The sequence below is a fragment of the Halomonas citrativorans genome, assembly GCF_900163645.1.
Lineage (GTDB): Bacteria > Pseudomonadota > Gammaproteobacteria > Pseudomonadales > Halomonadaceae > Vreelandella > Vreelandella citrativorans.
On record NZ_FUKM01000057.1, the window covers coordinates 152,621 to 175,960 of the forward strand.

24 protein-coding genes are annotated in these 23,340 nt (G+C 54.5%); 14 read left to right on the forward strand and 10 right to left on the reverse strand.

Annotated elements, in window-relative coordinates; all coding sequences use genetic code 11:
* Window positions 1-12: 12 nt before the first annotated feature.
* The 6 genes from dctP (at window position 13) to CZ787_RS14600 (ending at window position 5,646) form a co-directional block, all read left to right on the forward strand.
* Window positions 13-1,026, forward strand: a complete 1,014-nt coding sequence (gene dctP, locus CZ787_RS14575) for a TRAP transporter substrate-binding protein DctP (protein WP_087111257.1) — start codon at window positions 13-15, stop codon at window positions 1,024-1,026.
* 283 nt (window positions 1,027-1,309) lie between these two features.
* Window positions 1,310-1,888: a TRAP transporter small permease gene (locus CZ787_RS14580; protein WP_087110487.1), complete on the forward strand. Its 579-nt coding sequence runs from the start codon at window positions 1,310-1,312 to the stop codon at window positions 1,886-1,888.
* 30 nt (window positions 1,889-1,918) lie between these two features.
* Entirely contained in the window at window positions 1,919-3,202 is a 1,284-nt protein-coding gene (locus CZ787_RS14585; protein WP_087110490.1) for a TRAP transporter large permease, read from the forward strand.
* A 21-nt stretch (window positions 3,203-3,223) separates the two neighbouring features.
* On the forward strand, window positions 3,224-3,667 hold the full coding sequence (locus CZ787_RS14590; protein ID WP_087110492.1) for a universal stress protein: 444 nt from the start codon (window positions 3,224-3,226) through the stop codon (window positions 3,665-3,667).
* Window positions 3,668-3,876: 209 nt separating this feature from the next.
* The gene (locus CZ787_RS14595) at window positions 3,877-4,557 is read left to right on the forward strand and encodes an FKBP-type peptidyl-prolyl cis-trans isomerase (protein WP_087110494.1); all 681 of its coding nucleotides are present in this window, start codon (window positions 3,877-3,879) and stop codon (window positions 4,555-4,557) included.
* 3 nt (window positions 4,558-4,560) lie between these two features.
* Complete coding sequence (locus tag CZ787_RS14600; protein ID WP_087110496.1) at window positions 4,561-5,646, forward strand: PHB depolymerase family esterase; 1,086 nt, start codon at window positions 4,561-4,563, stop codon at window positions 5,644-5,646.
* A gap of 10 nt (window positions 5,647-5,656) precedes the next feature.
* Here CZ787_RS14600 and CZ787_RS14605 read toward each other — a convergent pair whose 3' ends face one another.
* The gene (locus CZ787_RS14605) at window positions 5,657-6,163 is read right to left on the reverse strand and encodes a hypothetical protein (RefSeq protein WP_140398997.1); all 507 of its coding nucleotides are present in this window, start codon (window positions 6,161-6,163) and stop codon (window positions 5,657-5,659) included.
* Window positions 6,164-6,268: 105 nt separating this feature from the next.
* Between CZ787_RS14605 and CZ787_RS14610 the strand changes: the two genes are divergently transcribed.
* Window positions 6,269-7,183: an AEC family transporter gene (locus CZ787_RS14610; RefSeq protein WP_087110498.1), complete on the forward strand. Its 915-nt coding sequence runs from the start codon at window positions 6,269-6,271 to the stop codon at window positions 7,181-7,183.
* 355 nt (window positions 7,184-7,538) lie between these two features.
* Here CZ787_RS14610 and argE read toward each other — a convergent pair whose 3' ends face one another.
* Genes argE through CZ787_RS14630 form a run of 4 tightly spaced genes read right to left on the reverse strand, consistent with a single transcriptional unit; the run spans window position 7,539 to window position 11,783 of the window.
* Window positions 7,539-8,726, reverse strand: a complete 1,188-nt coding sequence (argE, locus tag CZ787_RS14615; RefSeq protein ID WP_087110501.1) for an acetylornithine deacetylase — start codon at window positions 8,724-8,726, stop codon at window positions 7,539-7,541.
* A gap of 34 nt (window positions 8,727-8,760) precedes the next feature.
* Complete coding sequence (locus CZ787_RS14620; RefSeq protein WP_087110503.1) at window positions 8,761-10,233, reverse strand: tripartite tricarboxylate transporter permease; 1,473 nt, start codon at window positions 10,231-10,233, stop codon at window positions 8,761-8,763.
* A gap of 24 nt (window positions 10,234-10,257) precedes the next feature.
* Complete coding sequence (locus CZ787_RS14625) at window positions 10,258-10,761, reverse strand: tripartite tricarboxylate transporter TctB family protein (RefSeq protein WP_087110505.1); 504 nt, start codon at window positions 10,759-10,761, stop codon at window positions 10,258-10,260.
* A gap of 56 nt (window positions 10,762-10,817) precedes the next feature.
* Window positions 10,818-11,783 carry a Bug family tripartite tricarboxylate transporter substrate binding protein gene (locus CZ787_RS14630; protein ID WP_087110507.1) on the reverse strand — a complete coding sequence of 322 codons (966 nt, stop codon included), beginning with the start codon at window positions 11,781-11,783 and terminating at the stop codon, window positions 10,818-10,820.
* A gap of 224 nt (window positions 11,784-12,007) precedes the next feature.
* Here CZ787_RS14630 and CZ787_RS14635 point away from each other — a divergent pair, with 224 nt between their 5' ends.
* Entirely contained in the window at window positions 12,008-12,934 is a 927-nt protein-coding gene (locus CZ787_RS14635; protein WP_087110509.1) for a LysR family transcriptional regulator, read from the forward strand.
* A 132-nt stretch (window positions 12,935-13,066) separates the two neighbouring features.
* Here the strand turns inward: CZ787_RS14635 and trmB are convergent, their stop codons facing one another.
* From trmB to thiS, 3 genes are all read right to left on the reverse strand, one after another.
* Window positions 13,067-13,810, reverse strand: a complete 744-nt coding sequence (gene trmB, locus CZ787_RS14640) for a tRNA (guanosine(46)-N7)-methyltransferase TrmB (protein ID WP_087110511.1) — start codon at window positions 13,808-13,810, stop codon at window positions 13,067-13,069.
* An 8-nt stretch (window positions 13,811-13,818) separates the two neighbouring features.
* Entirely contained in the window at window positions 13,819-14,610 is a 792-nt protein-coding gene (locus CZ787_RS14645) for a thiazole synthase (RefSeq protein ID WP_087110513.1), read from the reverse strand.
* Between the two features lie 65 nt (window positions 14,611-14,675).
* Window positions 14,676-14,876, reverse strand: a complete 201-nt coding sequence (gene thiS, locus CZ787_RS14650) for a sulfur carrier protein ThiS (protein ID WP_087110515.1) — start codon at window positions 14,874-14,876, stop codon at window positions 14,676-14,678.
* A 161-nt stretch (window positions 14,877-15,037) separates the two neighbouring features.
* On the opposite strand from thiS, the gene CZ787_RS14655 reads away from it, so the two are divergent.
* Window positions 15,038-15,415: a DUF423 domain-containing protein gene (locus tag CZ787_RS14655; RefSeq protein ID WP_087110517.1), complete on the forward strand. Its 378-nt coding sequence runs from the start codon at window positions 15,038-15,040 to the stop codon at window positions 15,413-15,415.
* Window positions 15,416-15,484: 69 nt separating this feature from the next.
* On the opposite strand, the gene CZ787_RS14660 is transcribed toward CZ787_RS14655, so the two are convergent.
* Complete coding sequence (locus CZ787_RS14660; protein WP_217883882.1) at window positions 15,485-16,585, reverse strand: LacI family DNA-binding transcriptional regulator; 1,101 nt, start codon at window positions 16,583-16,585, stop codon at window positions 15,485-15,487.
* Window positions 16,586-16,910: 325 nt separating this feature from the next.
* On the opposite strand from CZ787_RS14660, the gene CZ787_RS14665 reads away from it, so the two are divergent.
* The 5 genes from CZ787_RS14665 (at window position 16,911) to CZ787_RS14685 (ending at window position 22,770) form a co-directional block, all read left to right on the forward strand.
* Window positions 16,911-17,966: a sugar phosphate isomerase/epimerase family protein gene (locus CZ787_RS14665; RefSeq protein ID WP_087110519.1), complete on the forward strand. Its 1,056-nt coding sequence runs from the start codon at window positions 16,911-16,913 to the stop codon at window positions 17,964-17,966.
* Window positions 17,967-17,987: 21 nt separating this feature from the next.
* Entirely contained in the window at window positions 17,988-19,166 is a 1,179-nt protein-coding gene (locus CZ787_RS14670) for a Gfo/Idh/MocA family protein (RefSeq protein WP_087110522.1), read from the forward strand.
* Window positions 19,163-20,704: a sugar ABC transporter ATP-binding protein gene (locus CZ787_RS14675; RefSeq protein WP_087110524.1), complete on the forward strand. Its 1,542-nt coding sequence runs from the start codon at window positions 19,163-19,165 to the stop codon at window positions 20,702-20,704. The genes CZ787_RS14670 and CZ787_RS14675 overlap by 4 nt, the downstream gene beginning before the upstream one ends.
* Complete coding sequence (locus CZ787_RS14680) at window positions 20,688-21,680, forward strand: ABC transporter permease (RefSeq protein WP_087110526.1); 993 nt, start codon at window positions 20,688-20,690, stop codon at window positions 21,678-21,680. Before CZ787_RS14675 ends, CZ787_RS14680 begins: the two co-directional genes overlap by 17 nt.
* A gap of 121 nt (window positions 21,681-21,801) precedes the next feature.
* Entirely contained in the window at window positions 21,802-22,770 is a 969-nt protein-coding gene (locus CZ787_RS14685) for a substrate-binding domain-containing protein (RefSeq protein WP_087110528.1), read from the forward strand.
* A gap of 109 nt (window positions 22,771-22,879) precedes the next feature.
* Here CZ787_RS14685 and CZ787_RS14690 read toward each other — a convergent pair whose 3' ends face one another.
* Window positions 22,880-23,293, reverse strand: coding sequence for a PaaI family thioesterase (locus CZ787_RS14690; RefSeq protein ID WP_087110530.1), 414 nt, complete (start codon window positions 23,291-23,293; stop codon window positions 22,880-22,882).
* Window positions 23,294-23,340: the final 47 nt, after the last annotated feature.

The window sequence follows — 23,340 nt, forward strand, 5'->3', positions numbered from 1 at the left end:
GGGGAACATCGCATGAAGGCAAGCAAGTTAGTAACGACGGCTAGCGTTGGCGCACTGTTGCTGGGCATGACCGCGGCTGCCCAGGCAGACAACTGGCGCTACGCTCACGAAGAGTACGAAGGTGATGTACAGGATGTGTTCGCCTACGCATTCAAAGAGTATATCGAAGATAATTCCGACCACACCGTTCAGGTTTATCGCTTTGGCGAACTGGGCGAGTCTGACGACATCATGGAGCAGACTCAAAACGGCATTCTCCAGTTTGTTAACCAGTCACCGGGCTTTACCGGCGCGCTGATTCCAGAAGCGCAAATTTTCTTTATTCCTTACCTTCTGCCTACCGATCAAGATACGGTTCTAACGTTCTTCGACGAAAGCGAAGCGATTAACGAGATGTTCCCCGAGCTTTACGCTGAGCAGGGTCTTGAGCTTCTTAAGATGTACCCAGAAGGCGAAATGGTGATTACCACCGATGAGCCGGTCAGCTCGCCCGAGGATCTGCAGAACAAGAAAATCCGTACCATGACCAACCCGCTGTTGTCAGAAACCTACAACGCGTTTGGCGCAACACCCACGCCGCTGCCGTGGGGTGAAGTGTACGGTGGTCTGCAAACCGGGATTTTGGACGGTCAGGAAAACCCGATCTTCTGGATCGAATCGGGCGGTCTGTATGAAGTCTCTCCGCACCTGACGTTTACCGGCCATGGCTGGTTCACAACCGCCATGATGGCGAATCAGGACTTCTATTCAGATCTTTCTGGAGAAGACCAGCAGCTGGTTCAAGATGCCTCTGAAGCTGCTTATGACCAAACCATGGAGCACATCCAAGGCCTGGCCGACGAAGCGCTGGAGAAAATCCAGGCGGCTTCTAGCGATGTGACCGTTACGCGTCTGAACGAAGAGCAGATCCAGGCGTTCCGTGAACGGGCGCCACAAGTGGAAGAAGCCTTCCTCGAAATGACGGGTGACGGTGGCGCCGAGCTGCTGGAGCAGTTCAAAGCCGACCTGGAAGCCACAAACCCGTAATGTTGAGTTGCCGTTTAAGGCAGAAAGGGTGACTCATATCAGGGGCAGCCACGGCTGCCCCTTTTCTATTGTTTATCGATACTATTAAAGGGGAGAAACGTTGGTGGATAGTAACCCCATACAAAAGGCGAAAAGCTTAAGCAGCCCCTACGCTAAACGTTTGCCGGTACTGTTCTCTCTCCCTTCAACGTTGAGCGTGGAATAACCTTGATGACTAGCATGTTATTGGCCGTTGCTAGCCATCGTCATGCCGTTAAACATGCCGTTAAAAAGGAGCCCGGCCATGACCGATGAAGAATCCGAGAAGAGCTATCATTCTGGTTTACCCGGCGTGCTGGGAGTGATCGACACTGCAATTAGCAAAATCGAGTCAGTAATACTGGCGCTAGGGGTTTTGCTAATGGCGCTGAATACGGTCACCAATGTGATTGCCCGCTTTGTATTTGGCAATAGCATCATGTTCTCCGGTGAGTTAAACCGTATTTTGATCATCATGATTACCTTTGCCGGTATTGGCTATGCGGCGCGCCACGGGCGTCATATACGTATGTCGGCAATTTATGACGCCTTACCGGTGGGTGGGCGTAAAGCATTGATGATCTGTATTTCGCTCATCACCTCTTTAGTTATGTTCTTTCTATTTTACTACTCGATCGTTTATATCCTCGACCTGTATAGCAAAGGACGCGTGCTGCCTTCGTTAAGTTTGCCGGTCTGGATCATTTACCTATGGGTGCCGATGGGCTTTTTCATCACTGGTATTCAGTACCTGCTAACCGCCATTAAAAACCTCACGAGTCGGGATGTGTATCTCTCAACGGGTGTGGTCGATGGTTACAAAGATACCGAAACTGAAGTTTGATGCAGGGCATCGCATCCTGAGGAAAGAGCTATGACGACAATAATGATAGTCACCATGATTGCCCTGCTACTGCTGGGCTTTCCCATGATGGTGCCGCTCATTGCAGCGGCGATCATCGGTTTTTACATGATGTTTAACGGCTTCGGCCAGATGGATACGCTGATTCAGCAAATGATGGCAGGTATACGACCAGCCTCGCTGATCGCAGTACCCATGTTTATTTTAGCGGCTGATATTATGACCCGCGGCCAGTCGGCTAATCGTTTGATCGCGATGGTGATGTCGTTTATTGGCCATATTAAAGGCGGGCTTGCGGTGAGTACGGCGGCGTCCTGCACTCTGTTTGGTGCCGTTTCAGGCTCAACCCAGGCAACCGTGGTAGCGGTGGGTTCGCCGCTGCGGCCCAAAATGCTTAAAGCCGGCTACTCCGACTCCTTTACCCTGGCGCTGATTATTAATGCCAGCGATATCGCGTTTTTGATTCCGCCGAGTATCGGCATGATTATCTACGGCGTTGTATCTGGGACATCCATTGGGGAGCTGTTTATCGCCGGTATTGGCCCCGGCCTTCTGATTCTGCTTATGTTTTCGGCCTACTGTATTACCTACGCAATTGTTAAGGATGTACCGACTGAGGCGAAAGCCAACTGGAGAGAGCGTGGCACTGCCGTGAAAAAAGCGCTTTGGCCGCTGGGTTTCCCGGTCATTATTATCGGCGGTATTTATGGCGGTATTTTTAGTCCTACGGAGGCTGCCGCTGCGTGTGTGCTTTATGCGGTGCTGCTGGAATTTGTGGTGTTTCGGTCCCTCAAGATGGTCGATATCTACACGATTGCCAAATCTACCGGCTTGATTACCGCTGTGGTGTTTATCCTGGTGGCAGTGGGTAATAGCTTCTCCTGGATTATTTCCTTTGCTCAAATTCCCCAAACTATTCTGGAAGCCGTAGGCGTGAATGATGCAGGGCCGACCGGCGTCTTGATCGCGATTTGTATCTCCTTCTTTATCGCCTGCATGTTCGTTGACCCTATCGTGGTTATCCTCGTGCTTACGCCTATCTTTGCCCCTGCCATTGCCGCAACAGGACTCGACCCGGTACTGGTCGGCATCTTGATTACCCTGCAGGTGGCGATTGGCTCGGCCACACCACCGTTTGGCTGCGACATCTTTACCGCGATTGCGATCTTTAAGCGGCCTTACTGGGAAGTTATTAAAGGCACGCCGCCGTTTATCTTTATGCTCATCCTAGCGGCCGCGCTTCTCATCATGTTCCCGCAGATTGCGCTGTTTCTGCGCGACTTGGCGTTCCGCTAGCCTTCCATCAAGGAGAACTGCATGTTTAACCGCATTTTAGTCCCAGTGGATGGCTCGAAAGGCGCTATTAAGGCGCTCGATAAAGCAGTAGGACTACATCTACTAACGGGCGCTGAGCTCTATTTCTTGTGTGTATTCAAGCACCACAGCCTGCTTGAGGCGTCACTTTCCATGGTGCGCCCCAACCAGTTGGATATTCCTGACGATGCGTTAAAAGAGTACGCCACCGAGATCGCTATACACGCGAAAACCCATGCCATTGAGCAAGGCGCGGACAGCACTAGCGTACGTGCTTTTGTTAAAGGTGGTCGGCCTTCACGCACCATTGCACGCTTCGCCTGGAAACGAGAGTGCGATTTGATCGTGATTGGTGCTCAAGGCACTAACGGCGAAAAGAGCATGCTGCTGGGGAGTGTATCTCAACGGGTGGCCGGTGCGGCGCATTGCCCCACCTTGGTGGTGTAAGCTTCGTTGTAGACACTGCGGCTGACGTAAGCGTGTTTCACAAGGTTAAACCTCTTGGTAAAAGCGAGGTCGTACCAGTCGTAGCTACAGTCGTAACAACAGTCGTAACAACAGTGTCCCGTTTCAGGTGGATACACCCTGAAGCGGGTGTTAGTCTTTGAAACACTTAACATCTGGCGTATTGCGCCGTCGAATAAGGTTACTTTTTTATGAAAACATTGCTCTCCTCAACGGCTCTGACAGGTCTGCTTTTAGTTGCACCGTTTGTTGCTGCGGCCCCTGAAACTGACGATCAGCGCCTTGCCTACAGCCTTGGGGTTACGCTGGGTGAAAGCATGAAAGCGGATATCGGCGACCTTGACCTGGATGCGTTTAACGACGGCATGCGCGATGTGTTCGAGGACAACGAGTTGGCGCTCGACGAAGAGCAAATGGTTGAGGCTATCATGGCCTTCCAGGAGCGCTCGTTGGAGGCGCGTGAACAGGAAACCGCTGAGATCGCCCAGGCAAACCTCGAGGAAGGCGAAGAGTTCCTGGCAGAAAACGCCGAGCGTGAGGGCGTAGAGGTGACGGATTCTGGCCTGCAGTACGAAGTGCTTGAGTCGGGCGATGGCGCAACGCCCGGGGCTGAGGACACTGTTGAGGTGAATTACGAAGGCATGCTGCTGGATGGCACGATATTCGACAGCTCGTTTGAGCGCGGCGAGTCGGTTAGCTTCCAGGTCAATCAAGTCATTGAAGGCTGGCAGGAAGGCCTGCAGATGATGAGCGTTGGCGATAGCTGGATGCTGTATATCCCTGCTGACCTGGCCTACGGCGAAAACGGTCAAGGCCCGATTGGCCCCAATGAAATGCTCACTTTCCGGGTTGAACTGTTAGGCGTTGAATAACCCATGCCTATGGCCCTGCGGGTTGCTCACACGCTAAGTGCGTTGCTGCTGCTAAGCGGCCCGCTGGCAGCCAGTGCAATGGCTGAAACGCCTGAGCGCTTGCCCGCGCTGAATGCCATATCAGAGCAGGCAAGCGTCGTCGGCGTTTCATCAGGCGGTTATATGGCAACCCAGCTAGCGGTTGCTTGGCCTGAGCGCTTTAGCGGTGTAGGCGTGCTGGCGGCAGGGCCCTGGGGCTGTTCGCAGGGCTCGCTGAACCTGGCGCTTAATCAATGCATGCAAACGCGTGCAGGCCAACCTGACCTGGATGAGCTGGAAGCACGTTGGGCGGGTTATGGAAGGCGTGATCGGGTTGGTCATCATGAAGACTTGGCCCAGCTACGCGCCTTTATCTGGTATGGCGATGCAGACGATGTCGTACAGCCCGAGCTGGCTGAGCTATTGGTCAAGCAGTGGTTGGGCTGGCTGACATCGCCTGAGCAGCTGCAGCTGGTGCGTAATCAGGCAGCGGGGCATGGCTGGCCAGTCCAGCTACGCGAGGAGGAAGCCGTTGGCCCGCAGGAATTAGGCAACTGCCGCCAGGGCGGTGGTAGCCATGTGCTGGCCTGTGATGAGGATGTGGCCCAGGAAATGCTTGCCTGGTTATACCCCGAACGTGACGCAACTGTGTCCGCAGCTACTTCCACAACTACTTCCGCAACGGGAGAGCTAGTCGCTTTCGATCAGTCGGAGTTTGCGGTTAAAGGGCTAGCGGACACGGGGTATGTATTTATCCCTGCGGCATGTGAAGAGGGAGCATGCCCGGTCACTATTGCGCTGCACGGCTGCCAAATGAGCACTAACGCTATTGGTGATACCTTTGTTAGCCATAGCGGTTTGAATCATTGGGCCGCCAGCCACCAGCAGATAGTGCTTTACCCACAAGTTGACAGCAGCTTGTCGAACCCGCAAGGGTGCTGGGATTGGTGGGGATATGCAGAAAGCCTTTGGCAGAAAAATCCGCTGCACGATACCCGTGAAGGCGTCCAAGCGAGCGCGCTCATGAGTATGCTTGACCGTTTGGAAGCCGCGCCGGTTATGTCTGACTAGTTCTGCCTGGCTAGCTCTTCTTTACCACTTCAAAGTCAAACCAGCTCCCCATATCTCCCTCCGGTGTTTCAAGAATCACGCGTGCCCGCCAGGGCGTAGCAGTTTGCACCTCTTTATCCACCTGGCCGTAGCCACGAAAACGGCCTGGCGTGATGGCATCCAGCACAAAGCGCTCAATTCTCGAGTCTCGATAGCGGTCGACCAAATCCACGTTGACCTGATGAGCGGGAATGCCTTGAATATCGACTTTCAACGGTAAAGAGGCGAGCGCTTCTATAGGACCGTTAACATCAATATGAAAGGTCAACTGGCGTCCACTGCCCAGTGCGACGGAACAAGGGTGAGCATGGACATCGCAACTGGCGGCGGAAGGGAACCAGGTAACGTGACTTTTATCGTGGTATTGATGAAAAAATACGTACCATGTAGACATCGCCAGTGCTAAACCGGTGACTAAAATCAGCACCTTGAGTCCCTGTAAACCTGAAAAACCAGCAGTTTTAGGTAGTATCTTCATGGCAGAATACCGCTACGCAGGCCGTGAGGCGGAGTGTCGTTTCATGGTAACAGTAAACGTGTCGATGTCGTTGTGCTGTGATGTCGCAGCCACTAAGGAAAGCTCATGGAGAGTATTACCGCTGCGCTAGGGCCCCTGTTCCTACTTATTTTATTAGGAGCGGGCTTAGGCTACTGGCGCTGGCCCGGTGCAGATTTTTGGCCGCAAATGGAGCGGCTAATTTACTTTGTGCTTTTCCCTGCCATGCTGGTGGGAACGCTGGCCACCGCCGATGTCAGCCAGGTGCCGGTAGGGCGCTTGGCCCTGGTGCTATTAGGCGCCATTGCGTTTTTTGGACTGCTGATCTGGTGGTTTCGCCATTGGCTACAGCTAACACCTGCAGCGTTTACCTCGGTGTTTCAAGGCGCGGTGCGCTTTAACACCTATGTGGGCGTAGCGGGGGCCGCGGCATTGCATGGCGAGTTAGGTGCAACCACTGCGGCTGTTGCCGTAGCGCTGATGGTGCCCGTGGTGAACATCATGTGTGTGGCAAGTTTTGTGGCTGCCGGCACATTAGGCAGTGCGAGCATGGGTAAAAGCGTCATGGCGCTGGTGAAAAACCCGCTGATCCTCGCCTGCCTGGCAGGCATAGGATTAAACCTGAGCGGCATTGGCCTGCCAGGATGGAGCCAGGACACCGTCGGACTGCTAGGGCGTGCCGCGCTACCACTAGGGCTGGTTGCCGTTGGGGTGGCGCTACGCCCGGCCGCGTTGTTACGCATTGACCGTGGCCTGCTAGCGACCAACAGCGTCAAATTGTTACTAATGCCTGCGCTGGTATTGGTGCTGGCGTGGGCGCTAGGCCTGGATACCGTTAGCCGGGACGTGGCGCTGCTATTTGCGGCACTTCCCACGGCAACCTCGGCCTATATTCTGGCCCGCCAGTTAGGCGGTGACGCTGAGCTAATGGCGGCCATTATCACCGGTCAAACGCTACTCGCCATGCTCACGCTTCCGCTCTGGTTACAGCTTGCAGGGTAAGATGTAAAAATAAATAAAAAGTATTCGCATTTGTATTGACGGTTTAAATGATAATGATTATATTGTGCTTGTAGCGTTTAATGAGTCGCTACAGACCACGACAGCGAGCCGCCAGTTTGTTGTCATGGTTTCTCCCTCTCATTGCTAGTCACGGTCTTTTGCCACTCCTTTGGAGTGGCTTTCTTTTTTTGTGCATTACGTAAATTATTTTTTGTAATAAGTGCAGGATGGTGAATTAAAGTAATGCCGCCATTTGCGCCAAGTCAAACCAATCCCTGTTACAGCAGTCTTTGCCCATCAATTAAACGGATTCAGGGCTGTTTTGGATGTATAACCACTACTACTTGTTCAGTCCTCAGTATTTCATCCAAGCGTTTAATTTATCGAAGAAAGCGAGACATTGGTTGAGTTGCTCTATTTCTATAAATTCGTCGGGCTTATGGGCTTGCCGGATGGAGCCAGGCCCAAGTATTACGGAAGGTATACCGCCATCAACTTCGAATACACCACCTTCAGAGCCATAAGACACTTTTCCTCCACGCTCGGGAAGAATTGGCTCAAGTTGTTTGAACATTTCGTTGGCAGTAGCATCTCCCATGGCGGGATAGGCAAATAGTTCTTGCCACTCAATAGCTGAGTCTACTGATAAGCGTTGCATTTCTGGTAGTAAGGTAGCTTCTATATCGTGAATCAACGCCTTGATGTCTGCGGCAGCTGCATTCTGGTCAATGCTGCGAAGTTCAAAGATAAAGCTGCACGTATCAGGGGTAACGTTGGTTGCCACACCGCCTTCGATGATGGTGGTAAGGGTGGTGGCATGGGGAACGGTAAAGTCGTGATCGAAGGGGCCATCCTGCTCATATCGTCGTGATCGTTCGGCGATCATGGTGATGATACGTGAGGCATACTCGACCGCATTGACGTGCTGGGGAGAAAACGATGAGTGGCCGCCTTCTCCTAGCACCGTCACCCGCATTGCGATCTTGCCTTTCTGGCCGTTGATCAGCTTCATTTCGCTGGGTTCGCCGATAATAGCCAACGCCGGTGGTACTTTCAGTTCTGATAAATAGCGTGCGATGGCGGGCGCCCCCAGGCAGCCCACTTCTTCATCGTGAGAGAAGCAGAAATAGAAGGGGCGCTGTAGTTCAGCGTTGGCAAACGCCGGTGCTGCCGCCATGACGCACGCTGCAAAACCTTTCATGTCGCAGGTGCCACGACCAAACAAGCGGCTGCCGCGCTGCTCCATTTTGAAAGGGTCGCTTTGCCAACTCTTTGGGTTGGCAGGAACCACGTCCGTATGGCCAGAGAGGACAATGCCAGGTAGGTCGGCTGGGCCCAAACGAGCGACCAGATTGGCCTTCTCGCCGCTTTTATCCGGTAACACCGTCACATCCGCGCCTAAATTGGTAAAGAATTCCTCCATGTAGTCAATAAGTTCGAGATTGGAGTACGCACTCGTCGTGTCGAAAGCGATCAGGTCGGCAAGGTGTGATATTGAAGCTTCCAACTGCGGGTGAGCGTTCGGAGTGGCACTAGCTTGCATGCTGTTAATCCTCGGCAATAGGGGAATCGTTGGCTCAAACCTGGGCTTTTTTAAGTTGCTGACGAATCGTTACTACCACCACAAATATCGCCAAAGACGCGAATAACCAGGTGATTGGTGATGACACCAGAATGCTGGGATCACCGCGGGATAGAGCAAGGGCGCGACGCAAATTTTCTTCCAGCATTGGGCCAAGAATGAAGGCGATTAAAAAGGGCGCGGCGGGAATAGCGAACAGGAACATGAAAAAGCCGAATACGCCCATCGCCAGCAGTACGATGACGTCATACATGCTGTTGGAGATCGAAAAAATACCGAATACGCACAGGGCGAGAACAATCGGCGCCATCAAGCCAGGCGGAATACGTGAGATATGCGAGAAAAAGCGCATCGTTGCCTTGCCGGCCCCAAACAGCAGAACGGATGAGAACAGCATGCCAATAAATAGCATGTAAACTTCATGAAGATTGTTCTCAAACAGCATGGGGCCTGGGGTCATGCCGTGAATCATAAAGGCACCCAGCATTACGCCTGTAATCACGTCACCCGGTACGCCTAGGGCTAACAACGGAATCATGGTGGAGCCACAGCAGCCATTATTGGCAGACTCAGATGCCGCGATGCCTTCCAGCTCGCCTTTACCAAAGTTTTCGCGGTTCTTTGAACTGCGCTGTGCTTCGCCGTAGGAGGAGAAAGCTGCCGCCGAAGGGCCAATACCGGGGATGGCCCCCATCACGACCCCAATCATGCTGCCTTTGAGCATTGCCTTTAAGGAACGGCGCAGCTCATCGCGTGTTACCCGGTTATCGCCCAACTGCATGGGCTTATGGCTTTGGTTGTGACGAAACACAATAATCTTAAGCAGCTCAGGAATTGCAAACAGGCCAATCAGCACGGGTGCCACGGCCAGGCCGCTCTGCATATCCACCGTCAGGTCAAAGCGGAACGAGCCGTACATATCTTCCCCTACGGTGGCCAACAGTAGCCCCAAGCATGCAGAAACCAGCCCAAGTAGTAGCGAGCGCCCGGACACACCCGCTACGGTAGTGAGCGCAAAAATCATCAGCATGAAATATTCGGGGGGACCGATACGCAGCGCGAGAAGTGCCAGTGGCGCGGCGATAAAAATCAGTGAAAGGTTAGAAATAAAATCCCCGGTACATGAGGAGTAGAGTGCCATGTTAAGGGCTTTGCCCGCCTTGCCCTGTTGGGCCAGAGGGTAACCGTCAAGGGTGGTGCAGGCGGCTGAAGCGGTACCTGGGGTCTTGATCAATATTGCCGATACCGAGCCGCCATAGGTCGAGCCTTTATAAAGCGCGACAAGCAGCAAAATACTCGGGATAGGCTGCATGTAAAAGGTGAAGGGCAGCGCCAACGTAACGGCCATGGTGCCGGTCATGCCGGGAATCGCACCAATAATCACTCCACCCCAAATACCGGCGGCCATGATCAGGAAATTCTCAAAGGTGGCCACCGCCTGAAAGGCAACCAGCAGATCGTTGAGCATAGTGGTCAGTCCTGTACGCGACAGTTAAATTCCGAGAGCCCTGAAAAGGCTGCCAACCGGGAAACGCGTATTGAGTGCGCTGGAGAAAAACAGGTAGAGAAGCAGTGGAAGCACGATGGCTACGATGGTTGCCACTATTTTGTGGCGCCAATAACCCGTCAGTACCAGCATCGCCATTAACAGCAGGATGCTCGATAACAAGAACCCTAATAGCGTCACTGCACCGATAAAGAGCACAAAGGCCAGTACCGTCCAACCGAAGCGAGTGAGCAGCGTGGGAAGGGGGGTGCCGCCGCGAAGGGCGCTGGCATCTTCAGGGTCAGCGAGTGCTTCGGTTTTACGGGAAAACGATAGCCCGACAAGCAGCATGCCCAACGCTATACCCAGCATGGAAACCGTTCGTGGCCACATATCAGGCGGTGGTGCAAACCCTGGAATAAAGCGCGGGCGGGGCACATAGGCGGGGATCAGTAAAAAAAGCACGATCCCGAACAGCGCTGTAATAACCAAGCCGCGTGCTATACCCATGACCCCTCCAGCGATGAAATGATATATGCAGTCGTTACGCGATGTTTAGAGTGTATTTATTCCAGATAGCCAAACTGCTCAGCCAAGGAGCGATAGAACTCGTATTGCTCCTCTGCATACGTCTCCATGTCGACACTGCCGATGGTGGAAATCGAGCCACGGTCTTCGGCACGGCTGAGCCATGTCTCATCTTCGGCAACCTGATCCATTACCTGGCTCCAGGTATTCATCACTTCTTCGGGTAGGTCAGGTGGGCCGTACAATGCGCTCCAGCCAATGACCTGGCCTGCCAGCTCATAGCCCAGCTCTTCAGCGGTGGGCACTTCCGGCAACGCTTCCATACGCTCGGGTGAGAACACCATTAACGGGCGCATATCGCCACTCTCGATATGCGGCATCAGTGACGCTGCCGCGATGGCGAGAAAATCAACGTGTCCACCTAGCAGGGCCGTTGCCAGCTCGCCGCCACCCCGGTAAGGAATCAACGTTGCCGCCGTCAGTGGGTCCATTCCCGCATCAGCAAGTAGTGATTGCACCGTAAAGCCATCAATAGCGGTAGCGCCAGAGGCAGCGTAGCTCATTGCTCCTGGATCGTTTTCGATGCCTTCCAGCAGATCCTCAACGTTTTCGTAGGGGGAGTCATCGGCCACGGCCAGAATCATGGGAGTGGCTTCAAGCGGGCTGATAAACGTGTACTCATCCCAGTCAACGCTGCTGTTTTCATTGACCGCCGGTGACAGTGCCATGCCGACGCGAGCCAACAGCAGGGTGTAGCCATCGGCGTCTGCCTGTGTCACATCGCGAGCGCCGGTCATTCCACCGGCGCCAGCCTGGTTGACGACCGTAACAGGCTGGCCTAGATATTCGCGTGCAGACTCCGCCAAGGCTCGGCCCGCAAGGTCAGAAGCGCCGCCCGGGCCATAAGGAACGACGAGCGTGACGGGCTCGGAAGGATAGCTTTGCGCATAGGCGGTGGACGCAGCGAGAAGCGTTGCCGCCGTTAAGCTTAGGGTGAGTTTCATTCTTATCTCCGCAACAGTTGTTGGATGTATTGTTAAACGGCGTTGTCATCTGCATTTGTGTATCCAGCTTATTCAACATAGACAAGTATGAAATTTGTTTCAATGATTCTATTTAGTATGCATTAATGTTCTAGTGGCGGGCCGAAATTGCAAGCTTATGGTTTATAAAGTTCGTTTTAATCTGCTAATGATTTAGCGAAGATTTTTAGAGTGAGTTCAAGATAATGAAAATAAAAGAGATTGAAGCATTTGATGCATTTATGAAGCACGGCACCACCAAGGCGGCCGCAGAGGTGCTTGGGATTAGTCAATCAATGGTGAGCCGCCTGCTTGCCGGGCTTGAGGAAACATTGGGTTTTGCGTTATTTAAACGAACGCGTAATCAGCTTTCGCCAACATCCGAAGCATTTTTATACCACGCCTCTGTCTTAAGGCTTATGGCGAGTATTCGAGATACTCAGAAAGATGCAGATGCAATTTCCAATAATCAATTAGGCAGTATCGTTGTCGCTGCTCAGCCAATCTTTTGCGATACCTTTTTACTCGACGTTATTAAGCGCTTTAAACAAAAACACCCTAATGTAGGCGTGCGATTGATTGATGCAGGTTTACAAGAGTTGCTTAAAATGATCGACAACAATACTTGTGATGTGGCGCTGGGAATAACCCTGGAAGCAGATACTTACGGTGCAAAGGTCACAAGTCTGGCGCGTTGTTCTGCGCGCTGCATCATGCACCGTACGCATCCGCTCGCGAAGCAGGACGTTATATCGCTGTCTAGCTTGCAGAATCAGGCATTTGTCGAGCTGATGGCGGATAGCCCTCTGCGTGCCCGTGTGGATTACATGATGCAAACAGTAAATATTAAAAGGCACATGGCGGCTGAAATGCGCCATATGCGGGGAGTGTGTGCACTGGTTGACCGAGGGCTTGGCGTCGCCGTCATCGATCCTGTTGCAGAATTACTGCTGCCGGGAACTGCCGTCGTGTCAAAGGCGATGGAGCCCACCATCGAATGGGAAATTGCCTTGCTTAAATCTAAACACAAGCCGTTAAGCAACGTGGCTGAATCCTTCTGCGAAGGGATATACGCCGAAATCGACAGCTTGCATAAAATGGAAATATTAACGTCCCTTAATATAAAACAGTAAAGGGAAACACAAAGCAGTAAAGGGAAATATAGGGCAAAGAGAAGCAACTGGCGGGTCACCTGCCGACGTTTATGGGAAGCATCACTTGCCCAATGTCACGCCTGGCAGGCGAAGGTGGCCGAAAGCAGTAACTTACGCCTCACGCCGATAAATCAGATCCCACACGCCATGGCCGAGCTTCTCGCCACGGGCTTCGAACTTGGTCAGCGGGCGGAAGGCGGGGCGGGGCACATAGGGCGCCGTGTCAGTATCGGCCGTGTTGGCATAGCCGGGGGCGGCTTCCATTACCTCGGCCATCCACTCGGCATAGGCTTCCCAGTCGGTCGCCATATGGAAAGTACCGCCGGGTTTCAGGCGTGTGCGAATCAGCTCGACAAACGCGGGCTGCACAATGCGCCGTTTGTGGTGCTTTTTCTTCGGCCAAGGGTCGGGGAAGAACAGCTGCACGGTGGTCAATGAGCCTTCTGGCAGGCACTTCTCCAGTACGGCCAGGGCGTCTTCCTTGTAGATGCGCAAGTTGGTGAGGCCACGCTTGTCCACTTCATCCAGCAGCTTGCCGACGCCCGGCGAATGCACTTCGATACCGATAAAATCGGTGTCTGGGTGGGTCTCTGCCTGCTCGATCAGCGAATTGCCCATACCAAAACCGATTTCAACCACGCGGGGCGCTTCCCGGCCAAACAGTGCGGTCAGATCTTGCAGGCCATCGGCAATCGTCAGGCCAAAGCGCGGCCATACATCTTCAAGGCCTCGGTTCTGGGCCTGAGTCATGCGCCCAGCACGGATTACATAGCTTTTAATGCCGCGGCGATGCAGCGGCGCTTCAGCGCTTTCTGGCCCGGTTGAGGACTCATCGGTACTTTTAATATCAGTCATAAAATCTCTTAACCGTTAATGCGACCAGCAAAAGGTGATGAAGGGTCTGCCGTTTGGCGGCGCGGCATGCGCCCGGCCAGGAAAGCATCGCGCCCGGCTTCTACGGCGCTCTTCATGGCGCGCGCCATGCGCAGCGGTTCACGAGCGTGGGCGATGGCGGTATTCAAAAGCACGCCATCGCAACCCAGCTCCATAGCCATGGCCGCGTCAGATGCCGTGCCGATGCCGGCATCCACCAGCACCGGTACGCTGCTTTGTTCCACAATCAGGCGTACGTTGTGCGGGTTCTGAATGCCGTGGCCTGAACCAATCAGCGAGCCCAGCGGCATGATGGCGCAGCAACCCATGGCTTCAAGCTCGCGTGCCACAATGGGGTCGTCGCTGGTGTACACCATGACGTCAAAGCCATCGGCCAACAGCGTCTCAGCGGCTTTCAGAGTTTCGACGACGTTGGGGTAGAGCGTGGTCTCATCGCCCAGCACTTCCAGCTTGACCAGCTTGTGTCCGTCAAGCAGTTCGCGGGCCAGGCGACAGGTGCGTACGGCGTCTTTGGCGGTATAGCAGCCTGCCGTGTTGGGTAGCAGGGTATAGCGCGACGGCGAAATCACGTCGAGCAGGTTGGGCCCGGCTTCCTGGCCCAGATTGGTACGACGTACGGCAAAGGTGACAATCTCGGCGCCACTTTCGGCAATCGCCGCGCCGGTCTCGTCGAAGTCTTTATATTTGCCGGTACCCACCAGCAGGCGAGAGCTAAAATTACGTCCGGCGATAGTAAACGGCGCATCGTTTTGAAGTGTCATAGCGAATCCTGGATAAAGCGCATGAAATAGGGCGTAGCCAGTAAAAGAGGCATGCGAGCTGCGGGCTAGCCACCGCCAATGGCGTGCACCACTTCGACCTGGTCATCCTCGGCCAAGGGAGTGATAGCTAGCTGGCTGCGTGGCACAATCTCTTCGTTGATCTCTACCGCGACCCGCCGACCCGTAAGCGCCAATTGATCGATTAGATCCGCAGCCGTCAGGCCCGCTTCCAGCGCGTAAGGCTCGCCATTGAGTTGAATGTGCATAAGGGCGTCTCGTCTATCGAGGCATAGGGTCTATAAGAGTTAGGGCTAACCCTAGCGAAATACCAAAAAGTGCCTCTATTGTAGCGGTTTCCTGCGGCGCAAGGTATGCCGAGTCGCATGCTTGCTTATCGTGACGCGTTAACATCTTGAAAGGAGCAGCAATGCAACGTAGCGAACGAATCATTTGGTGCCTGGTAGCGCTCTCCGGAGCTATCACGGTCATGGTGGGCGCGTATGCTGCTCATGGTCTGACTGCGCGCGTTTCGGCGGAGTTGGTGCACGCGGCCGAAACTGGCGTGCGCTACCAGGCTTGGCACACGCTAGCGGTAATGGCGGTACTGGTCGGTCAGCGCGTGCTTGGTTTCAAGGGCTGGCAGTGGCCAGTTGCGCTGTGGGGGTTGGGCATGGTGGCTTTCTCCGGCTCGCTTTATGCCATGGCAATGGCCGGTTTGAATGCAGGTATCGTGACGCCTATTGGTGGCGTTTTACTGATTGCCGGGTGGCTGATGCTGGCTGTGGCGGTGATCAGAAGCCCTTAACCAAGAAGCCCCCGTAGATCCGCGAGCTCGTCGAGCTGGGTATTTGCAGACAACTAACACCGGGCCTTTTTACGGCTGACCTTTTAGCCGCCCGGTGCTTTTACGCACGATCAGGTGGCTGCTTAGCGTCTGATGCCGAATGGCCTGCTCGCCACGCAGCAGGTGAAGCAGAAGCTGCATGGCCTGCTGACCGATTTCGTTACGCGGCTGGCTAATGGTCGTCAGCTCCGGGTCGCAGTACTCGCTCAAGCCAATATTATCAAAGCCGACGACCGACAGCTGGTCGGGCACCCTTATGCCCAACTGGCGGGCGGCTTTCAGCACGCCAACCGCCATCTCGTCACTATGACAAAAAATCGCGGTAGGCCGGGGCGCTTTCCCCTCCAGTAGTGCTAGCCCCTGCTGATACCCAGAGCGAAATCCAAAGTTACCCTCTGCAATACGCGCTTCATTGCTCAACTGATGGGCCGCAAGCGTATCGCGATAGCCGCGGTTTCGTTCCTGGCAAATAGGGTTGTTCGCCGGGCCAGAAAGTGTGGCAATACGTCGATGGCCGAGCGACACCAGATAATCAATCGCCTGGCAGCTGGCCTGATGGTTATCGACGGCAATTAACGGCAGGTCGATATCGCTAAAAAACTCACAGGCCATGACCAGCGGAAAGCTCGCCTGACCATCCGCCTGCTTGACCAGCGCTTTGGGGATCTCTGAGGTCATCAGCACGATACCATCGGCCTGATTGGTCGAAAGTAGCCGAAAATAGGCCTCTGCGCGCGCCGGGTCGTGTTCGCAGTCACCAATCAGTATCTGGTAGCCCGCCTGATGGGCAACATCTTCCATGCCGCTAATAATTTCGGAGAAGAACGGATTCGAAATATCCGGCAAGAGCGCCACGATGGTTTTGGACTCCGCTCGGCGCAAGTTGCGTGCGGCAATGTTGGGCGAATAACCCACCTGAGCAATTGCCTGGTTCACCCGCTTTCGGGTGGCATCGCTGACTTTTTCAGGCGTTGCCAAGGCGCGTGATACGGTGGCTGTCGAACAGCCCGCCGCTTTCGCCACGTCTTTAATCGTCGGCACGCTATGCGGCTGTTTGCTCGTTACCGGGGTGTTAAGCATTGAACGATAATCCTGAAAAAAACGCGCCTGAAAGCGGGCGGTTAAAGACAATTTTGGCGCCCTACTAGCTAAAATGTAAATGTTTACATCCAAATTCTAGCAGTGCTAACCACAACATTTAAACGCACCTTTACTATTAGCGCGTTAATTATGTGACTATTTATTCCCTTTTTTTATTTATTCTTTAGTCTAAATTATAAGTGCTTACCGAGAGGTTTAAGATTTAAAGCCCTTTTGAAGCAGTGCGTTATCCATTTTATATTTCCTTTTTTACGCGCTTGACCGATGTACGTTGCTCTGCTGAAATGTAATCCATTACATTGCGTCTTTCAGACTGGTTGCTGACGCTAAAACAACAAAACAAATGAGGTCGATGATGAAGACCCTTAAAGGGCCCGCGCTCTTTCTAGCCCAGTACATTGGTGATCAACCGCCTTTTGATAGCCTGGAGAATATTGCTCGCTGGGCATCGGAACTGGGCTTTAAAGCGATTCAAATGCCCACGCTGGATAAGCGGTTTTTTGATCTTGAACGAGCGGCAGAAAGCCAGGTGTATTGCCAGGAAGTGCAGGCGACTTTAGCGCAATATGACTTGGAAATTTGCGAGCTTTCGACGCATTTGCAGGGCCAATTGGTGGCCGTGCATCCGGTTTATGACAGCCTGTTTGATGGCTTCGCCCCGCCTGAACTGCACGGCGATCCGGTCGCGCGGCAAGCCTGGGCCGTCGAGCAGCTAAAGCTTGCTGCGCAGGCCAGCGCCAATCTGGGTTTGAAGGCCCACGCCACGTTCTCCGGCTCGCTGCTTTGGCCGTTTCTTTACCCCTGGCCGCAGCGCCCCGCTGGATTGGTTGAAGACGGGTTTGCCGAGCTAGCCAAGCGCTGGCGGCCCATTCTGGACGCTTTCGATGCCGCCGGTGTGGACTTATGTTTTGAGATTCATCCCGGTGAAGACCTGCACGATGGCGCGACCTTCGAGCGTTTTTTAGCCGCTGTGGACCATCACCCGCGCTGCTGCATGCTGTATGACCCTTCGCATTTGGTGCTTCAACAGCTTGATCACCTTGCCTTTCTTGACCGCTATCACCCGTATATCCGCATGTTTCATGTCAAGGATGCCGAGTTTCATCCTACCGCCCAGCAGGGCGTTTACGGCGGCTACACCTCCTGGGTCGAGCGGGCAGGCCGCTTTCGCTCCCTGGGCGACGGGCAGGTGGATTTCAAAGCGGTGTTCTCGAAACTGGCCCAGTACGATTTTGATGGCTGGGCAGTCATCGAGTGGGAGTGCGCGCTCAAACATCCTGAGCAGGGCGCGGCGGAAGGCGTCACGTTCGTGAACGAGCACATCATTCAGGTGACCGACCGCGCGTTTGATGATTTTGCCGATGCTGGAACGGATCGCCAGGCCAATCGCACGCTGCTGGGACTAGGCTAAACTACGCTCAGGGGTTAGATAATGACAACAACCAACAACATGCCACGAAGGCTTCGGCTCGCCATGGTAGGCGGCGGTCAAGGCGCTTTTATTGGCAGTGTACACCGCATGGCGGCGCGCCTGGATGACCGTTTTGAGCTGGTGGCCGGGGCTTTTTCATCTCGGGCCGAGCGCAACCTGGCGACCGCCGACGAGTTAGGTATTGATGAGCAGCGCTGCTATGCCGACTACGCAGCGCTGTTGGCAGGCGAAGCCGCTCGTGAAGATGGCGCGCAGGTTGTGGCAATCGTGACGCCTAACCACCTGCATTACCCGGCGGCGCTGGCAAGCCTGGAAGCGGGCTTTCACGTGGTGTGCGAAAAACCCATGACGCTCAGCGTTGAGGAAGCTGAACAGCTGGCTCAGGCGGCTGAGAAAAGCGCTCGCCACTTTGTATTAATGCACAACTATGCGGGTTACCCACTGGTTCAGCATGCCCGTGAACTGATTGCCGAAGGCGCGCTGGGGCAGCTTCGCCATGTGCAGGTCGAGTATATTCAAGAGTGGTTAAGCGACCCCCCCGAAGCCGATAACCGACAGGCCGCCTGGCGGTTGGACCCCGCTCAGGCGGGTGCGGCGGGCTGCCTGGGGGATATCGGCGTGCATGCGTTTCAGTTGGCCCAGTTTATTAGTGGCCAGCGCGTCAGCGAGGTCAGCGCTGAGTTGGTGACCGCGGTGCCGGGGCGGGCGCTAGATGATAACGTTCAGGCGTTGCTGCGCTTCAATGGCGGGGCACGAGGTATGCTCTGGGCAAGCCAGACGGCCGCTGGTTATGAAAACGCGCTAACCATTCGCATCATCGGTGAGAAAGCCAGCTTGCAGTGGGCCCAAGAGCAGCCCAACGAGCTGTGGCTGAAACCGCTTAATGGGCCAAGCCAGCGCTTAACACGGCGCGATGATTGGCTAAGTGCAGACATTGGCCAGGGCGTTCGCGTGCCGGGCGGGCATCCGGAAGGCTACATTGAAGCCTTTGCCAACCTGTATCAGGCGCTGGCCGATGGGCACACGTCAGGCGAGTATCCGTCTTGGTTGCCCGGCATTGAAGACGGTGTGGATGGCATGCGCTTTATTGCCGCCGCGATTACCTCACACGAGGCGGAGGGTAGCTGGACGCCGCTGCATCTGAGTAAAGCGTCAGGCGCTTCTGGGGGCGCCCCATGAGTGAGCCTATTTTAAAGCTTGAAGGGATCGGTAAAGCGTTCGGCCCCGTTCAAGTACTGAATGATATTTCCCTTTCCGTTATGCCGGGCGAAGTGCTGGGTATTCTGGGGGAAAATGGCGCCGGAAAATCCACGCTGTTAAAGATCATCAGCGGTATTTACACGCCAACGGTGGGTGCGATTTACCTGAATGGCCAGATATTCAGCGCATTGGACCCGATTACGGCGCGTTCTCACGGCGTGGCGATGATTCCCCAGGAATTCAATTTAATCCCCACGCTGCGCGTTTACGAAAATGTCTTTTTGGGCCAGGAAGTACGCCGTCATGGTTTTCTTGACCACGCAGGCATGCGTAAACGCACCCAGCAACTGCTCAGCTCGCTTGAAGTGGACCTAGACCCTGAACTTTCCATCGAGCGGCTAAGCGTTGCCCAAAAGCAGATGGTTGAAGTGGCCAGGGTGCTGGTTAACGACGCGCGACTGCTGATTCTGGATGAGCCCACTACGGTACTGACCGACCGTGAAGTTGCGGTGTTGTTCAGGGTAGTGCGCGCGCTGGTCGCCAAGGGCGTCACGATTCTGTTTATTTCTCACAAGCTAAAAGAGGTCAAAGACCTTTGTGACCGGCTGCTGATTTTACGCGACGGCCAGCAAGTAGAACTGTGCGAGACCGCGACGCTTAATGAAGAGGACATGGCGCGCAAAATGGTCGGGCGTGAGCTGTCACAAATTTACCCTGAGAAGCTCGCGCAACGTGCTGATAACACGCCGCCTGCGCTGCGGGTGCGGGGTTTAAGCCTTAAAGGCAAACTCAAGGACATCAACCTAAAGGTACGCCGTGGCGAAGTGCTGGGGCTGGCCGGGCTGGTGGGCGCGGGGCGCACCGAAATTGCTGAAACCATCATGGGGTTGCACCGCAAAGAGCAGGGCGAGATATTTATCGATGGCGAGCTTGTAGATCTTCGATCGCCCAACGAAGCCCACGCCCACGGCTTGGCGTATCTGTCGGAAGACCGCCAGGGCAAGGGGCTGATTCTCTCGTTTAACGTCATGCAGAACATTACCGCCCTTAGCCTGAAACGCTATGTTCGCGGGTTTATCAAGCACCGCGCTGAACGACGTCAGGCCGAACATTATCAGCAGCGCTTGGCCATCAAGGCATCCAACCTGGCGGCGCCGGTGAGTCTGTTGAGCGGTGGCAACCAGCAGAAGGTTTACTTCTCAAAATTACTCGATATTGAGCCCGATATCCTGATTCTCGATGAGCCCACCCGCGGCATCGACATAAGCGCCAAACAGCAGATTTATCGATTGATTCGCGACCTTACCGAACAAAATAAAGCCGTTATCGTGATCTCCTCCGAGCTTGAAGAGGTCATTGGTATTGCGGATCGGGTGTTAGTGATTCGAGAGGGGAAAATAGCCGTTGAGCTTAGCGGTGACGATATCAACGAAGAACAAATAATGCTGTATGCCGCTGGCGCACGACAGCACGCCAACCTTGAACCAGTGGGGAATTACGATGGCTCAATCGCCTAATACCAAGTCAATGGGGAGCGTTGCACGCCAAGGCCTGCGCAGGTTGCCCCTTAACGCGACGATTCTAGCCCCGCTGGTGGCGCTGATTTTGCTGTTCGTGGTGTCATCGATTGCCAGCGAATATTTTCTTAATACGCGCAATATTTCCAACGTAATGCGCCAGGTCTCCTATACCGGCATTATCGCTATCGGCATGACCTTTGTGATTATCGCCGGCGGGATCGATCTGTCGGTGGGGTCGATGGTGGCGCTGGTGGGTGTGGTTATCCTGTATATCGTCAATAGCATTAGTGACCCTATTCAGGCGGTGCTTCTTGGCCTGTTGGCCGCTATCGCAGTGGGCGGGCTGTTAGGGCTATTCAACGGTTTGTTAGTCACCCGAGGGCGCATAGCGGCCTTTGTGGTAACGCTTGCCAGTATGTCGATTTTTCGCTCGCTGGCGCTCTACTTCACCGATGCGGCGGTGGTTTCTACCCCCAATCCGCTATTCTCAAGCGTGGGCGGCGGCTTTTTGCTGGGCATTCCGGTGCCGGTGATCGTGTTCTTTGGCCTGGCGATCATCGCGCATGTGCTGCTGTTTCATACCCCTTACGGGCGGCATGTGTGCGCGGTGGGCGCTAATCCTCAGGTAGCACGCTATTCGGGCATTCGGGTTGAGCGCATTGTGCTCTCCACCTTTGTGATTGCGGGCATTTGCGTGGGGCTTTCAGCCATCATGCTGACCTCGCGGCTCAACTCGGTAAGCCCGAGTGATGCGGGCTACTTTTATGAGTTGGATGCTATTGCCGCCGTCGTCATAGGAGGCACGGCGCTTTCCGGTGGGCGCGGCTCGATATGGGGCACGGTCATCGGCGCGCTGATTCTGGGCATTATCAACAACATGCTTAACCTGACGGGCGTTTCCCCTTATTTACAGGGACTGGTCAAGGGCGGCGTCATTTTGCTGGCGGTGCTGCTGCAGTACAAGCGTACCTGACTTGTAAAAACGGACGTTAAAAACAGTCTTTTCGGTCGCTATGCCCAAACAGGGCCGACGATCACACTGGACGGGGTTGGCTCGTCCATCCACGATGTACGTTAGAAAGGGAGCAATAACAATGACACTATCACGCCTTTTCAAGACTGCCGCGCTGGCAACGGCCATAGCGAGTACGTCCAGCCTGGCGCTGGCCGACGACTACCATATTGGCGTCACCGTGCCGTCCGCTGACCATGGCTGGACCGCAGGCCTTTTATGGTGGGCACAGCAAGCTGCCGACGACCTGAGTGAGCAGTATCCGGATGTGAGCTTTACCGTGCTTTCCGCCAATTCCGGCACGGCCCAGGTCTCTAACGTGGAAGATCTGATGATCCGCAACCTGGATGCGTTAGTCATTCTTCCACACGACCCGGCAACGCTTCAGGCAGTTATTTCCGAAGCTTACGATGAAGGCATCTATACCGTTGTGGTGGACCGCGAGCTTGAAACGCCTGCGCAAAACGTCTTTATTGCGGGCGATAACCCAGGCTTAGGCGAGCACGCCGCGCGTTATATCGCTGAAGAGTTGGGCGGCGAGGGCAATATTTTGGTGCTGGAAGGCCCGCCTATTCCCATCAACAGTCAGCGTGTCGATGCCTTTAATCGGGTGATGGAAAACTATCCCGATATCAATATCCTGGCCTCCCAAACGACCAACTGGAACCCACAGCAGGCACTTAGCGTAACGGAAGACCTGCTGGGCAGTAACCCGGAAGTGGATGCCATTTGGGCGGGTGACGATGACGTATTGATCTCGGCCCTTCAGGCGGTGGATGAAAACAACCGCGACGATATCCAGCTGATTGTGGGCGGTGGCGGCTCTCAACGCGTGATCGAAATGATCCGTGATGAGCACCCGATGGTTAAAGGCACCGTTACCTATCCGCCGAACATGATTGCTTCTGCCATGGCGCTAGCGGTACACGGCGTTAAAGGCGAGCATCTGGGCGATATGTACCACGGCGTGCCTTCAAGGCTCATCCTTAACGCTGACCTGATCACCCTCGACAATGTAGAAGAGTACTACGAGCCAGAAGCCGCTTACTAAGCTACCTGGCCGCTAAACGCCCCGGCCCCAGGCTACTTGATAGCCAGGGCCCGGGGCGTTTTTTTGCAAGCCATTCTCTACGATCACTGCTTACCCCGTTTGTCGGCTGCTACGTAGCGGGCAAGGCATAGCTTGCGGTGGCGTGCACAACTGGGCGACGTTCATCGGCCGCGGAGAATATCTGCACTTCACCCACCGCTAAACGGCGGCCCAGCTTGATCAGCCTGGCGTGAGCGATAATGTCATGCTCGCCTGAAGCGGCGCGCAGGAAATGGCAGTTGAAATCACTGGTGACTGCCATGGGTTCAGGGCCGATTTGGGCCAGAATCGCCACGTACAGCGCCACATCGGCAAAGCCCATCATCGTAGGGCCGCTTACTCGGGGGCCAGGGCGTAGATGCTCATAACCTACCGTTAAGCGCATCGTGGCACACATCTCGCCCACGCTCTCAATTCTGCCCATTCGCTGGGGGAACACTTCATCTAAAAAGTGCTCGATCTGTTCGACAGTCATGATGGTCATTGTTGTTGTCCTTCATAAAAAAAGCCCCAAGGCATATGCCTTAGGGC

Coding starts and splice junctions, on each gene's coding strand:
- dctP (WP_087111257.1), top strand. CDS start 13: ATGAAGGCAAGCAAGTTAGTAACGACGGCTAGCGTTGGCGCACTGTTG.
- CZ787_RS14580 (WP_087110487.1), top strand. CDS start 1,310: ATGACCGATGAAGAATCCGAGAAGAGCTATCATTCTGGTTTACCCGGC.
- CZ787_RS14585 (WP_087110490.1), top strand. CDS start 1,919: ATGACGACAATAATGATAGTCACCATGATTGCCCTGCTACTGCTGGGC.
- CZ787_RS14590 (WP_087110492.1), top strand. CDS start 3,224: ATGTTTAACCGCATTTTAGTCCCAGTGGATGGCTCGAAAGGCGCTATT.
- CZ787_RS14595 (WP_087110494.1), top strand. CDS start 3,877: ATGAAAACATTGCTCTCCTCAACGGCTCTGACAGGTCTGCTTTTAGTT.
- CZ787_RS14600 (WP_087110496.1), top strand. CDS start 4,561: ATGCCTATGGCCCTGCGGGTTGCTCACACGCTAAGTGCGTTGCTGCTG.
- CZ787_RS14605 (WP_140398997.1), bottom strand. CDS start 6,163: ATGAAGATACTACCTAAAACTGCTGGTTTTTCAGGTTTACAGGGACTC.
- CZ787_RS14610 (WP_087110498.1), top strand. CDS start 6,269: ATGGAGAGTATTACCGCTGCGCTAGGGCCCCTGTTCCTACTTATTTTA.
- argE (WP_087110501.1), bottom strand. CDS start 8,726: ATGCAAGCTAGTGCCACTCCGAACGCTCACCCGCAGTTGGAAGCTTCA.
- CZ787_RS14620 (WP_087110503.1), bottom strand. CDS start 10,233: ATGCTCAACGATCTGCTGGTTGCCTTTCAGGCGGTGGCCACCTTTGAG.
- CZ787_RS14625 (WP_087110505.1), bottom strand. CDS start 10,761: ATGGGTATAGCACGCGGCTTGGTTATTACAGCGCTGTTCGGGATCGTG.
- CZ787_RS14630 (WP_087110507.1), bottom strand. CDS start 11,783: ATGAAACTCACCCTAAGCTTAACGGCGGCAACGCTTCTCGCTGCGTCC.
- CZ787_RS14635 (WP_087110509.1), top strand. CDS start 12,008: ATGAAAATAAAAGAGATTGAAGCATTTGATGCATTTATGAAGCACGGC.
- trmB (WP_087110511.1), bottom strand. CDS start 13,810: ATGACTGATATTAAAAGTACCGATGAGTCCTCAACCGGGCCAGAAAGC.
- CZ787_RS14645 (WP_087110513.1), bottom strand. CDS start 14,610: ATGACACTTCAAAACGATGCGCCGTTTACTATCGCCGGACGTAATTTT.
- thiS (WP_087110515.1), bottom strand. CDS start 14,876: ATGCACATTCAACTCAATGGCGAGCCTTACGCGCTGGAAGCGGGCCTG.
- CZ787_RS14655 (WP_087110517.1), top strand. CDS start 15,038: ATGCAACGTAGCGAACGAATCATTTGGTGCCTGGTAGCGCTCTCCGGA.
- CZ787_RS14665 (WP_087110519.1), top strand. CDS start 16,911: ATGAAGACCCTTAAAGGGCCCGCGCTCTTTCTAGCCCAGTACATTGGT.
- CZ787_RS14670 (WP_087110522.1), top strand. CDS start 17,988: ATGACAACAACCAACAACATGCCACGAAGGCTTCGGCTCGCCATGGTA.
- CZ787_RS14675 (WP_087110524.1), top strand. CDS start 19,163: ATGAGTGAGCCTATTTTAAAGCTTGAAGGGATCGGTAAAGCGTTCGGC.
- CZ787_RS14680 (WP_087110526.1), top strand. CDS start 20,688: ATGGCTCAATCGCCTAATACCAAGTCAATGGGGAGCGTTGCACGCCAA.
- CZ787_RS14685 (WP_087110528.1), top strand. CDS start 21,802: ATGACACTATCACGCCTTTTCAAGACTGCCGCGCTGGCAACGGCCATA.
- CZ787_RS14690 (WP_087110530.1), bottom strand. CDS start 23,293: ATGACCATCATGACTGTCGAACAGATCGAGCACTTTTTAGATGAAGTG.